Genomic DNA, 12,481 nt, shown 5'->3' on the forward strand with positions numbered 1-12,481 from the left:
AGCTACTCGGCGGCCCGCCCGCAATCGACGGTGATGGATCGCCACTCACGACGTGCCCGTGTCGCGAGACGCGCGACCCCGTTCGCGCTCGCGACGCTGGCGTTGGTCGCGAGTGCGGCGCGGGTCGCCGCCCACGCGGGGGGCGTCCGCGGCGCGACCCGCGAGACGGTGACGGTGCCGACGTGGCTGTTCCTCGCGACGGGCGGCGCCGTCGTCGGCGCGTCCTTCCTCCTCGCGTCCGCGGTCACCGACCGGGCGTACATCCGTCGGATCGACGGCTGGGGCCGCGAGCTCCCCGACGCCGGTCGTGTCGCTCGGCTCCTCGCGAGAGCGGTCGGGCTCGCGGCGCTCGCGATCACGGTCGTCGCCGGCCTGTTCGGCCCGACCACGGCCACCGACAGCGCGGCCGTCCTGATCGTGTGGGTCGGCTGGTGGGCCGTGTTCGTGCTCTCGGCGTACCTCCTCGGCAACGCGTGGCCGGCGGTCGACCCGTTCCGCGCGATCGCCGGCGCGCTCCCGTCGCTCGACCGCCCGTACCCCGATCGGCTCGGGTCGTGGCCCGCGGTCGCCGGCCTGCTCGCGCTCGTGTACTTGGAGGTCGTGACGCCGATGGCGGACGACCCGCGACTGCTCACCGCGCTCGTGCTCGGCTATCTGGGCGTCTCCGTCGCCGGGAGCGTCGTCTTCGGCGTCGACGACTGGTTCGGACGCGCGGACCCGGTGTCCAAGTTGTTGGCGGCGTACGGCCGGGTCGCCCCCGTGGCGCTCACCGACGACGGCCTTCGCCTGCGGCTCCCGGGGATGGGGCTCACCGACGCCGCGTGGATCGGCGGCCGCGACGACGTCGGCTTCGTCGTCGCCGTCGTCTTCGTCACCACCTACGACGGGTTCGTCGGCACCGGGGCGTGGGCCGACACCGCGCGCCCGCTGGTCGAGGCGGGCGTCCCCGCGCTCGCCGTCTATCTGGCGGCGATGCTGGTCGGGTACGGCCTGTTCCTCGCGCTGTATCTGGCGTCGGCTCGCGCGGCCCGACGGACCGCCGACACGTACCTCGCGCCCGGCGTGCTCGCTCGACGCTTCGCGCCGTCGCTGCTTGCGATCGCCGCAGGGTACCACCTCGCGCACAACCTCGCGACGGCGCTGTCGCTGTCGCCGACGCTCGCGGTCGTGCTCTCGTCACCGCTGTCGCCGCCCGCGAACGTCCCGGCGCTGCTGGTGCCCGACTGGATCGGCGCCGTCGGGATCGCCGCGGTGCTCGCGGGGCATCTGTTGGCCGTCTGGGTGGCACACGCCGTCGCCTACGACCTGTTCCCCGACCGGCTCCAGGCGATCCGGAGCCAGTACGGCGTCACCCTCGCGATGGTGGCGTACACGATGGCGAGCCTGTGGATCGTTTCACGCCCCGGAGGTGCGCCCCCGTTCGTATGAACCGAGACGGACCAGACGTACTCGATGGCGACGACGACTCCCGCCGCGCTGGCGCCTCCGCGAGCAACGACGCGCGCGACACGGGGACCGACCCGTACGAGGTGCCGCCGGACGCGACCGCGTTCGCGTGCCCGCGGTGCGGTCGTCCGTTCGCCCGGGAGCGCCACCGCGACCTCCACCTCGGCGCCGATCATCGGGACCTCGACGACGACGAGCGTGCGGCCTACGAGGACGCACGCGAGGCCGAGACCGACGACCTCCGGCGGTTCCGGATCGTGTCGCTCGGGACGCTCGTCCTCCTGTACTTCGGGTTCCTGCTCCTGTACGCCGTCGCGGCCTGACCGGCGCCCTCGACACCCGAGGCCGAAGCTGTCAACCGTAGCGAACCACCGTCCGACGGCCGTCCGACCAGGCGGAAGGTATTTGCGTCGGACGCAGCGATGTATCGGCGATGGACGGCGAAACAGTCGAAACGGTGACCGGGTGGGAGTCCGAGCCGCTCTCGGGGGGGATCGACGGGCTCCGTACCCTGCAGTCCCGCGAGTTCACCGGGGCGGTCACCGAGGGACACGCGTGGCTGTTCATGTTGAACGGTCGCGTGGTCGGCGTGTTCGACGGGTCGTTGGACTCGTTCGCGGACGCCGACGGCACCGCATACGCCGCGCCCGACCCGTCGCTGCCGCTGCTGTACGCGATGCGCGAGCGCGGCGGCGAGACGAAGGCGCGCTACTACACGAACGACACGGCCCTGTCGGCCGCGGACGCGAAGCTCTCCTCCGGGAAGTTCACCGGCTACATCGAGCTGTCGGAGAACGTCCTCTCGGGCGACTACTACGTGGTCTACTACGGCGGTCGCCGGCTCGCGTGCGCGTTCGTCGGCACGGGCGAACAGAAACAGGTCCTCACCGGCGACGAGGCGTTCGAGGCCGCCGACGACGAGGTCGGGATCTACGAGGTCGTCGACGTCGACGTCGACGTCGTCGACATCCCGGAACCGGAACCCGAACCGGAGTCGGAGCCGGACCCGGATCCGGATCGGGGGCCGGACGCCGGAAGCGCGGTCGCGAGCGCGGGCCCGGACGACACCGTCGGCGACGACCCGTCCGCGGGCGGTAACGACTCGCCCGGGGACGACTCATCGACGAGCATCACCTTCGGCGGCGCCGACGCGTCGACCGACGCGGACGACTCGGCGACGAACGCCGACGCCGGCGACGACGAGTCCGACCAGAGCGCTCCCACGGGGACCGCCTCCGACGTACCCGACGCCCCGAACGATACCGGCGGCGTCGAGGGCGGATCCGGGGAGAGCGACGACCCGCCTGCCGACGCCGCCGCGACGGAGCGTGGGTCGGATTCGACGGCGGCGTCGAACACGACTGGGGAGCCGGACGAGTCGGTCGGGACCGACGAAGCCGCCGATCCGACCGCCGGTGCACCGGCGGCGGAGGACGACGCGACGGCGGGCCCGACGCGATCGGTCGACGACCTGCCCGCCGAGGACGGCGCCGCGACCGGGACGGACCCGGCCCAGCCGGCGCGACCCGCTGCGTCGCGGTCGGCGGACCCGTCCCCCGATGCGGGGGAGGCGGGGGAGCCGGGCGGCGACGGCGACCCGTTCTCCGCGGAGGAGCAGTGGCGCGAGACCCGATCGATCCCGTCGCTCGACCCGTCGCGAACGGCGACCCCTGAGGCGGAGGGAACGCAGGCGAACGGGGCCACCGAGGCCGCCGAGCGCCGCCGCAGGGACCGATCGGCGCACGGGTCCGCCTCGAGGGCGGGCGAGACCGGCCGAGGCGATCGCCCCGGAACCGTCGATTCGGACGCCCGGCAGTCGGGCGATCGCGGCGACGGCGGGTCGGCCCGCGTCGAGGGACCGGCCGACGCCAGCGAGGAGCTGGCGGCCGCACGCGAGGCGCTGGCGACGGCCCGCGCCGAGCGGGACCGCGCCGTCGAGGGCGCTCGCGAGGCCCGCGAGCAGCTCGAATCGAACGAGGACGAGCTCGATCGCCTCCGCGAGGAGAACGCCCGCCTCTCCGAGCGGGTCGACGAGCTCGAGACGGAGCTGGCCGAGACGCGCGAGGAACTGGCCGAGGCGCGCGAGCGGGCGTCGTCCGGCGACGGAACCGACGACGGGATGCCCGCGAACGCGATCCCGGCGGACCGGGCGCTGGCGGGGACGAACCTGTTCGTCCGCTACGAGTCGAAGGGCGGCGCGACCCTGGAGAAGGCCCACGCCGGCGGCGCGAGCCGGTCGGACGTGAACGACAACCTCCGGCTGGAGCTTCACACGGACTTCGACGCCGCCGACGCGGCCGTCGAGGGGCGACCGTTCCGGGAGTTCCTCACCGACACCATCGAGTACGGCTTCGTCGAGTGGGCGGTGCGCGAGCTGCTGTACGAGATCCAAAGCACCGGCAACGAGTCGGCGCTGCGGGACCTGTTCGACGCCCTCCCGGCGGTCGACCGCGCGGAGCTCGACGGCACCGTCACGGTCGACGACGCGGACGGCGGCGCGACCGAGCACACGTTCGACGTCGTGCTCCGCGACCGGATGGGCAACCCGTTGGTCGTCGCCGACGTGACCGAGGGCCGCGACGCGACGACCGAGTCGATGCTCGACGGACTCGTCGGCGACGCGAGCGCGGTCGCCGACGCCGACGACCACCTCGCGGCCGGCTTCTACGTCACGGCCTCCTTCTTCGACCCCGGCGCGCTCGAGGCGGCCGCGGACGCCACCGGCGGGGGACTGCTCTCCCGCGGCAAGCGGAAGAGCTTCGTGAAGCTCTCGCGCAAGCAGGGCTTCCACCTCTGTCTGGTCGAGTCGCGCGACGGGGAGTTCCACGTGAACGTCCCCGAACTGTAGGCGAGTCGGCCCGGAGCCGCCGCCGATCTCGCTTCGTCAGTGTGATCCGACAGAGTCGCGTGTGAGCGAGGAAAGGGAGAGCCGCGGCGCTACTCGGCCGCGGCGAGACGATCGCAGGAAGTCGATCGAGGTCCGTTCAGCCCTCGAGCTCCGGCGCGTCCTCGATCCGCATGCCGCCGATCTTCTCGACGATCTCGTCGATCTTGCCGTCGAGCTCGTCGACGAACTCGGCGGTCCGTTCGGTCGTGATCGCGCCCTGGCTGGACGGCTCGATGAGGTTCTCCTCCTCGAGCACGCGCAGCGAGTAGCGGACCTTGTGGTGGGGGTACCCCGTCTCGTTGGACATCTTCACGATCCCGATCGGTTCGTTCTCGATGACCATACGGAGGACTTGGAGGTGTCGCTCCAGCATATCGACCTCCTTCTCCAGTCTGTCTATCATGGCACGTGTTAACTCGTCCGTGCTCCCTTTAAAAGTTCTCCTCCCGGCCGGGAACGGGTCGCCCGACGGTCACGATGTCCGGCGATCTCGTTCACGACTCCGCTGTGGGTGTGGTTAACGGTTACGCCCGCGCCTCGACGGTGAAATGCGCAGACGCGAACAGTCCCGTCGATTCGAGGTCACGATAATGCATATACATGGATCATCGTTGCGCGCGGACCGTAATCGGTTTATCGCGCGGCGCGGAATCGACGCTCGGTATGACTGTCACCATCGTCGGCTCCCAGCTCGGCGACGAGGGCAAGGGCGCCCTCGTCGACCTCTGGGGCGGGGACGCCGACGTCGTCGTGCGGTATCAGGGCGGCGACAACGCCGGCCACACCGTCGTCGAGGGCGGCGAGGAGTACGCGCTCTCGCTGGTTCCCTCCGGCGCGGTCCGCGGCAAGGTCGGCGTGCTCGGCAACGGCTGCGTCGTGAACCCGCGGACGCTCTTCGAGGAGATCGGAACGCTCCGGGAACGCGGGCTGGACCCGGACGTGCGCGTCGCCAAGCGCGCGCACGTCATCATGCCGTACCACCGACGCATCGACGGCATCGAGGAGGGGGCGAAGGCCGACTCCGACTCCGGCGTCGAGGTCGGCACCACCGGTCGCGGGATCGGCCCCACCTACGAGGACAAGGCCGGCCGCCGCGGCGTCCGGATCGGCGACCTGCTCGACCCGGAGGTGCTGCGCGAGCGGCTGGAGTACGTCGTCCCGCAGAAGCGCGCGCTCGTCGAGGACGTGTACGGGCTCGAGGCGGGGGAGGAACTCGACGTCGACGCGCTCCACGAGGAGTACGCCCGGTTCGGTCGTCGCCTCCGCGAGGAGGGGATGGTCGTCAACTGCTCGGACTTCCTGTACGAGCGCCGCGAGGCCGGGGACGACGTGATGTTCGAGGGCGCGCAGGGCACCCTCATCGACGTCGACCACGGGAGCTACCCGTACGTCACGTCCTCGAACCCGACCGCCGGCGGCGCCGCGACCGGCACCGGCGTCGGACCCACCGTCACCGGACGCGGCGAGGTCGTCGGCGTCGTGAAGGGGTACCTCTCGCGCGTCGGCGAGGGCCCGATGCCGACCGAGTTGGACGGCGACGAGCGCGAGGAGGCGCTGGCCTCGGACATCCGCGAGAAGGGCGGCGAGTTCGGCACCGTCACCGGCCGTCCACGCCGAATCGGCTGGCTCGACGTGCCCATGCTGCGCCACGCCACCCGCGTCAACGGCTACACCGGGATCGCGGTCAACCACCTCGACGTGCTCGCCGGACTGGACGAACTGAAGGTCGGCCACGCCTACGAGCTGGAGGGCGAGGAGCGACTGTCGCTGCCCGCGACGACCGAGCGCTGGGGGGAGTGCGAGCCCGTGTACCGCGAGTTCGACACCTGGGAGGAGTTCGACGCCGACGCCGTCTCCGAGGGCGGGTACGAGGCGCTCCCGGGGGCGGCCCGCGAGTATCTGGAGTACCTCGAGGACCAACTCGACACGCCCGTCCACGCCGTCGGCGTCGGCCCCGACCGCGAGCAGACGGTCGTGCGGACGAACCCCTGGACGTAGGCTGATCGATCGGGTCTTCGGTCCTCGCGTCCAGTACTCCGTCTGACCCGGCGACACGAACGCGCGGATGACGGGGTCGGAACACGGAACCCGCACGCTTTTGGCCGACCCGCGCCACGATTCGGGCAATGAAGGAGTCCCTGTTGGACATCGTCTGCTGTCCGCTCGACAAGCACGACCTCGAGCTCGAGGTGACCGAGCGCGAGGAGGGAGAGGACGGCGAGATCGTCGCGGGCACGCTCACCTGCACCGACTGCGGCGAGACGTACCCCATCGAGGACGGGATCCCGAACCTGCTGCCGCCGGACATGCGCGAGTAGGCGTCGCGCCCGCCGAAGCCGTCGACGGCCGCTCGTCGTCGAGGGCTGACCGCCGATCGTCGCCGCGGCGCGGCGACGAACTTTTTTGCCGTCTCCGCGGGAGGGGAACCTGTGTCGTCAGAGGCAGCCATCCTGGGGGTGACGCTGAACCGTGACCGACTCAACGGGGTGACCGCGCCGGAGTCGTTCGCGGCCGACGGCGAGTTCGCCGTCGCGCTCAGAAACGAGGGGGAGCCGATCCACGTGCACCTGCGGTTCGACGGACCGATCGCCGAGGTCGCGTCGGTCGCGCCGCCCAACCACTACGTCGACGGCGGGGCGACCCGCACGGTTCGCGTGTCGGTCGCGCCGGTGAACGCCGCGGTGGAGGGGACCCTCGACGTCGTCGTGGGCCACGGCGCGGAGCGAACGACCGTGCCGCTCCGGATCGACCCGTCGTCGACCCCCGCCGGCGACCCGGCGGACGACGACCCAGGGGATCACGACCACACGGACGAGGCCACGGGAGAACCGCGATCCGGAGACCCGCGGGCGTCGACGCCGCCCGAGGGCGGACCCTCGGTATCGGCGCCGATGGTCCGACGGCGACTCGCGGAGGGTGTCGAACGCGTCCGTGCCGCCGCGGGGGCAACGATCGACGGCGACGCGGCGGGAGCGTCGCCGAACCCGGGGACGCTCGCGGTCGTCGCCCTCGCGGCCGCGGCGCTCGTCGGGGCGGGGATCGTCGCCGTCACGCTCGACGGACTCGCGGTCACGCTCGGCGTGGTCGCCGTCTGCGTCGCGGTGCTGGTCGCCGGGTTCCTGCTGTTTGGCTAGGCGAATCGGCGAACCGGGGCGATCCGTCGACGTGAGGACTATTCGTCGTCGTGGTCGTCGTGGTCGTCGTGGTCGTCGTGGTCGTCGTGGTCGTCGTGGTCGTCGTGGTCGTCGTGGTCGTCGTGGTCGTCGTGGTCGTGCCCCTCCTCGGGATCGGTCGGAACGCTGCCCAAGTTGCCGTGGTCGTCGAACAGTTTCGCGCGGAGGTAGCGCGTCCGGTAGCGGTTGGCGTCCTCGTACACGTCCGCCTCGCGGATCTCGTCGACGCGGCCGTCGGCGACGGCGTCGATGACTCCCTCGATCTGGTCCTTCTCGCTGGGCGTCAGGTGGAACGTGTACTCGCGGGGCTCCTCCTCCTCCAACTTCGTCCACCTGCGCGCGGCGGCGATCACGAGCGAGCACGGCTCCCGGCACGGGAACGCGCCGGTCCCGCCGTCGGCGGCGAGGTCGTCCCCCTCGTCGTACTGCCACTCGCGGCGCTTCACGCACTGGGAGTCGTCGCAGGCGGCCTCGGCGACCCACTCGACGGCCTCGCGGGGAAGCTCCGAGACGATGCCGTAGATGCCGGTCTGTCGGTCGGTCGTGTCCGTCCAGTGGTCGATGTCGAGGCGTCCTTCCCGCTCGCGGTACCAGTTGGCCACCGTCGCGGGGTACAGCGTCTCGACCGTCTCCACCGCGTCGCGCCAATCGAGGTCGTGGAACGCCCACCCGGTCGGCATGTTCGTCCCGGTCTTCAGCGGGCGGTACATCCCGTCGTCGTCGTGTTTCGACAGCTCGCGGGCCTCCAGCGGATCGTCGTATCGCTCCAGTTCCTCGACCGGGTGGTCGGCGTCGTCGACGTGGCGCACGTCGTAGCGGCGGGAGCCGTCAGCGGGGGTCGCGTCGCCCGCGGCGTCCGCGAGCGTCGCCTCGATCCTGAGCTGGCCCCACTCGGTGACCATCCCGTCGGCGAGCGCGTCGTACCGCTCGTGGACGCCGTGATCGTCGGCCGCCTCCGCGTGCCGAAGGAACGCCCGACGCGGGGACTCGTGGCGCTGCACCTCCCGCTCCCAGAAGTACCAGTTGGTGACGTACGGGCTCCCGTCGGCATGCGCGTGGAGCTCGGACTCCGAGAGGCCGGTCGCCTCGTGCTCGGGCGTGGCGAAGGTGTAGCCGCCGTCGCTCTCGTGGGCGACGTGTAGCCCGTCGAAGTCGATCCCGTCGTCGGAGTCGGCGGCCGCTAGCAGCGCGTCGAACTGTCGCGCCAGCATTCAGTCGTCCGCCCCCGGGGCGACGCGGGTCGTCTCGCGGACGGACTCGATGGCGGCCGAGACGTCGGCCCCGGCGTCGGCCGCGCGCTCCAGCACCACGTCGGCCATCAGCGACTCGGTGCCGACGGCGCCCGCGTACCAGATCCGGTGGCCGTCGACGGCGGCGGGGACGTCGTAGCCGGTGCGGTAGTCGTCGGTGAGGCCCATGTCCTCGGGGATGTCCTCCTGCGTGTGGAAGCCGTCGGAGATGAACAGCGGGACGACGACAACGTCCTCGGCGGTGAAGTAGTCGGTCACGTCGTCGACCTCGGGCTCCTCGTCCATGTACAGGGCCTGCACCTCGTCGAAGCGGTCCATGTCGCGGACGCGATCGGCGTGGTACTCGATCGCCTTCGCGGAGTTCTCGTTGCGCTCGGTGCCGTGGCCGACGACGGCGAACCCGAAGCCCTCCCCCACGTCGGGGTCGTTCGTCACGCTCTCGGCTCGCCGCACCAGCACGTCGGTCATCGACTCGTGGGTGCCGACCGGCCCGCAGTAGTGGACCGTCTGGCCGGTGTCCTCGGCGGTGTAGGTGGCCACGTCCGCGGAGAGCCCGTCGGAGTCCCAGTCGGCCACGTCCCAGTCGTCCAGCCTGAGCTCCCGGGGGATCACCTGCTCGGTGAAGTACCCCTCCGAGATGAACATCGGGACGACGTACACCTCGTCGGCCTCGCAGGTGCGCAACACCTCCCGCAGGCTCGGTTCCTCCTTCCAGAATCCGGTTCGGACCTCGTCGAACGCGCCAGCCGCGCGGATCGTGTCCGCGTGGTCGTAGGTTGGCGCGCTCGACCCGGGGTTCAGATGCGACCCGTGGGCAACGATGACCAGCGCCTGACTCATGGACGATTCGAGGGCCGGAGCGACCTTATCGCCTTCGGCAGGAGAGGGCGGGCGCGTCGGGGGAACGGGACGGGGGCGAAGCCGACGAGTGTGGGGAGGGGCGTCAGCGGGGGACCGAAACTCGACCGCTTCAGATCTCGACACAGGCGCGGGAATCGGGGAGGCACAACCGTCGGCGGCGCCGGCGATCGACGAACCGCGTCCGCGCCGCGGGCACGAGTCGTCTCGCGGCGAGCGTGATCGCACCCCCGCCCGCCGCCGCGGCGACGAGCGGGAACAACGACGCGAGCAGCGCCGCCAGCACGACCGCGACGACCGCGACTGCCGGACCGATCGATGCGTCGGGCTCGGGGACGCCGTGTCCCAACTGGGTCGGTTGTCTCATCGCATGTGGACGGTGGGCTCCCGTCGACTAAAGGGTAATCTGAATGATGTTTCTGTCCGCGGTCTTACTGAAACTCGCTTCCGTGGGCGGCGTGTCGCCGGTTGTACGGCGGCGCTGTCGGAGTCGTCGCAGCCGCCGGAGTCGCGTCCGTGTCGCCACCGGAACCGTCGCCCGTGAATCAGCATCCCCACTGGAACCGTCGCCCGTGAATCAGCATCCCCACCGGAACCGTCGCCCGTGAATCAGCATCCCCACCGGAACCGTCGCGGTTATGTCCGCCGCCGCCGCGTCCCCGCCCATGACCGTCGCCGAGGAGACCCGTGCCGCCGTCCGCGAGCGACCGTTCCTGTACGACGCCCTCCGCGCGGGCGTCGTGAACTACGCGGCCGCCGCGGCGACGCTCGACGTCGACGCCGACCCCGACGCCGTGGCGACGGCGCTGCGGCGGTTCGCGAACGACCTGAGCGGCGACGGGAGTTCGCCCGACGGAGACGACGCGGAGGGCGTCGCTGCCGGCGACTCCGACGCCGGTGGCGACGCGCGCGTTCGGATGGTACGGGGGATCGGGGCGGTCGACGCCGCCGCCCGCGACGGAAGCGACGCCGAGGGCGACGATGCCGACCCCGTGCTCGCCGTCGGCGGGACCGAGTACGCCGCCGACGCGGGCGATGCGACCGCTGTCGTCGCCGTCGGCGACGTGGGACCGCGTGCACTCGAACGCGTGCTCGGGCGGCTCCGCACCGCCGGGGTCGACGCCGACGCCGCCGGCGTGACGCCGAGCGGGCTGGCCGTGGTTGTCGGCCGCCGGGCCGGCGCCGACGCGCTCCGGGCCGTCGAGGCCGCGATGGACGGCTGACCGCGCCGCTCCGCACCGGGGCCCGTCTCCCGCCGCATCCGCCCCCACCGCCCGCCGACTCGATCTTCGACCGTTTAACACGGAGGACCGCGTAGCGGCGCCCGATATGGGTCTGTCCGTGACCAACACCCTGACGGGCGAACGGGAGGCGTTCGAGCCGGCGAGCGACGACGAGGTCCTGCTGTACGTCTGTGGGCTGACGGTCTCGGACGACGCGCACCTCGGCCACGCCCGGCTGTGGTTCCATGCCGACGTGCTCCATCGGTGGCTCGACCACCTCGGCTACGACGTGCGCCACGTCGAGAACGTCACCGACGTGAACGAGAAGATCGCCGCCCGTGTCGGCGAGCGCGAGGGCTGGGACACCGAGGCCGACGTGGCCCGCCACTTCACCCGCGAGGTGATCGAGGACATGCGCGGGCTCAACCTCAAGCGCGCGGCGGTGTACCCCCGGGTCTCCGAGCACGTCCCGGAGATCATCGCGCTCGTCGAGCGCCTGATCGAGTCGGGCCACGCCTACGAGGCGAACGGCTCCGTCTACTTCGACGTGACCTCCTTCGAGGAGTACGGTCACCTCTCGAACCAGCGTCCCGAGGATCTGGAGGCGGACGACGACGAGGACGACGACGTGCTCGCGGAGAAGCGCCACCCCGGGGACTTCGCGCTGTGGAAGGCCGGCGGCGTCGACGGGGAGGCCGTCCGCGAGCACCGGAAACACGACCACGATGGTGACCTCCCGACCGGGCAGACGTGGGACTCGCCGTGGGGCGAGGGGCGCCCCGGCTGGCACATCGAGTGCTCGGCGATGTCGACCAGCCACCTCGGCGACACCCTCGACGTGCACATGGGCGGGCGCGACCTGGTGTTCCCCCACCACGAGAACGAGATCGCTCAGAGCGAGGCCGCCACCGACGAGACGTTCGCGCGCTACTGGCTCCACAACGGCCTGCTGGAGACGACCGAGGACAAGATGTCCTCCAGCCTCGGCAACTTCTTCACCGTCGAGGACGCCCTCGAGGAGTTCGGCGTGAACGTCGTGCGCACGTTCTACCTCGGGGCGCAGTACCGCGGCGACCAGACCTTCTCCGAGGACGCGTTGGCCGAGGCCGAGGAGCGCTGGGACCGCCTCGAACGCGCCTACGAGACCGCGGTCGACGCCTGCGACTCGGTCGACGCACGCGCGAAGGCGACCGACGAGGACCTTCGGGGGGCGGTCGACGACGCACGCGAGGCGTTCGTGACGGCGATGAACGACGACCTGAACGTCCGCGAGGCGTTCGGCGCCCTCCTCGATCTGGGGACGGCGGTTCACCGCCACGTCGAGCACGTCGACGCCGCGGACGGGAACGGGGGTGACGACGGCGACAACGCGGCGCCCGCCGCCTACGACTACCGGGGCCTGCGCCGCGCGGTCGAGACCTTCGAGGAGTTCGGCGGCGACGTGTTCGGGCTCGAACTCGGTCGGGAGGCCGGCGGCGACGTGGAACTGGTCGGCGACCTCGCGGACCTCGTGCTCGACGTGCGCGAGGCCGAGCGCGAGGCCGGCAACTACGAGCGCGCCGACCGCCTCCGGGACGACTTGGAGGCGCTCGGGCTCACCGTCGAGGACGGAGCGAACGGTTCGGTGGTCCGGTTCGACTGACG

At 71.7% G+C, this 12,481-nt stretch carries 12 protein-coding genes; 8 read left to right on the top strand and 4 right to left on the bottom strand.

What is annotated here, in order from left to right:
- Positions 1 to 33: 33 nt before the first annotated feature.
- The 3 genes from GRX01_RS11865 to GRX01_RS11875 all read left to right on the top strand — a co-directional run bounded on the left by GRX01_RS11865 (position 34) and on the right by GRX01_RS11875 (position 4,294).
- Complete coding sequence (locus tag GRX01_RS11865; RefSeq protein WP_201289590.1) at positions 34 to 1,428, top strand: hypothetical protein; 1,395 nt, start codon at positions 34 to 36, stop codon at positions 1,426 to 1,428.
- Positions 1,425 to 1,769, top strand: coding sequence for a DUF7410 domain-containing protein (locus tag GRX01_RS11870; RefSeq protein WP_159667551.1), 345 nt, complete (start codon positions 1,425 to 1,427; stop codon positions 1,767 to 1,769). The genes GRX01_RS11865 and GRX01_RS11870 overlap by 4 nt, the downstream gene beginning before the upstream one ends.
- Positions 1,770 to 1,879: 110 nt before the next feature.
- On the top strand, positions 1,880 to 4,294 hold the full coding sequence (locus GRX01_RS11875) for a DUF7527 domain-containing protein (RefSeq protein ID WP_159667553.1): 2,415 nt from the start codon (positions 1,880 to 1,882) through the stop codon (positions 4,292 to 4,294).
- 136 nt (positions 4,295 to 4,430) lie between these two features.
- Here GRX01_RS11875 and GRX01_RS11880 read toward each other — a convergent pair whose 3' ends face one another.
- Positions 4,431 to 4,736, bottom strand: a complete 306-nt coding sequence (locus tag GRX01_RS11880; protein ID WP_159667556.1) for a hypothetical protein — start codon at positions 4,734 to 4,736, stop codon at positions 4,431 to 4,433.
- 260 nt (positions 4,737 to 4,996) lie between these two features.
- Here GRX01_RS11880 and GRX01_RS11885 point away from each other — a divergent pair, with 260 nt between their 5' ends.
- From GRX01_RS11885 to GRX01_RS11895, 3 genes are all read left to right on the top strand, one after another.
- Positions 4,997 to 6,331: an adenylosuccinate synthase gene (locus GRX01_RS11885; protein ID WP_159667558.1), complete on the top strand. Its 1,335-nt coding sequence runs from the start codon at positions 4,997 to 4,999 to the stop codon at positions 6,329 to 6,331.
- 128 nt (positions 6,332 to 6,459) lie between these two features.
- A complete protein-coding gene (locus tag GRX01_RS11890) occupies positions 6,460 to 6,651 on the top strand; it encodes a methytransferase partner Trm112 (RefSeq protein WP_159667561.1) in 192 nt (63 codons plus the stop codon).
- Positions 6,652 to 6,762: 111 nt separating this feature from the next.
- Positions 6,763 to 7,467 (top strand): DUF7524 family protein, encoded by a 705-nt coding sequence (locus tag GRX01_RS11895; protein ID WP_159667564.1) that lies wholly within the window; start codon positions 6,763 to 6,765, stop codon positions 7,465 to 7,467.
- 38 nt (positions 7,468 to 7,505) lie between these two features.
- On the opposite strand, the gene GRX01_RS11900 is transcribed toward GRX01_RS11895, so the two are convergent.
- The 3 genes from GRX01_RS11900 to GRX01_RS11910 all read right to left on the bottom strand — a co-directional run bounded on the left by GRX01_RS11900 (position 7,506) and on the right by GRX01_RS11910 (position 9,981).
- Positions 7,506 to 8,717, bottom strand: a complete 1,212-nt coding sequence (locus tag GRX01_RS11900; protein ID WP_159667567.1) for a DR2241 family protein — start codon at positions 8,715 to 8,717, stop codon at positions 7,506 to 7,508.
- Positions 8,718 to 9,596: a CbiX/SirB N-terminal domain-containing protein gene (locus tag GRX01_RS11905; protein WP_159667570.1), complete on the bottom strand. Its 879-nt coding sequence runs from the start codon at positions 9,594 to 9,596 to the stop codon at positions 8,718 to 8,720.
- Between the two features lie 130 nt (positions 9,597 to 9,726).
- Positions 9,727 to 9,981 carry a hypothetical protein gene (locus GRX01_RS11910; RefSeq protein WP_159667573.1) on the bottom strand — a complete coding sequence of 85 codons (255 nt, stop codon included), beginning with the start codon at positions 9,979 to 9,981 and terminating at the stop codon, positions 9,727 to 9,729.
- Positions 9,982 to 10,279: 298 nt separating this feature from the next.
- Here GRX01_RS11910 and GRX01_RS11915 point away from each other — a divergent pair, with 298 nt between their 5' ends.
- Together GRX01_RS11915 and cysS are read left to right on the top strand one after the other, a co-directional pair.
- Complete coding sequence (locus GRX01_RS11915) at positions 10,280 to 10,837, top strand: DUF7523 family protein (RefSeq protein WP_159667575.1); 558 nt, start codon at positions 10,280 to 10,282, stop codon at positions 10,835 to 10,837.
- A gap of 106 nt (positions 10,838 to 10,943) precedes the next feature.
- Positions 10,944 to 12,479 (top strand): cysteine--tRNA ligase, encoded by a 1,536-nt coding sequence (gene cysS, locus GRX01_RS11920; RefSeq protein WP_159667578.1) that lies wholly within the window; start codon positions 10,944 to 10,946, stop codon positions 12,477 to 12,479.
- The last annotated feature ends 2 nt before the right edge of the window (positions 12,480 to 12,481 follow it).

This window comes from Halobaculum saliterrae, from assembly GCF_009831625.1.
GTDB classification, from domain to species: Archaea; Halobacteriota; Halobacteria; order Halobacteriales; family Haloferacaceae; genus Halobaculum; species Halobaculum saliterrae.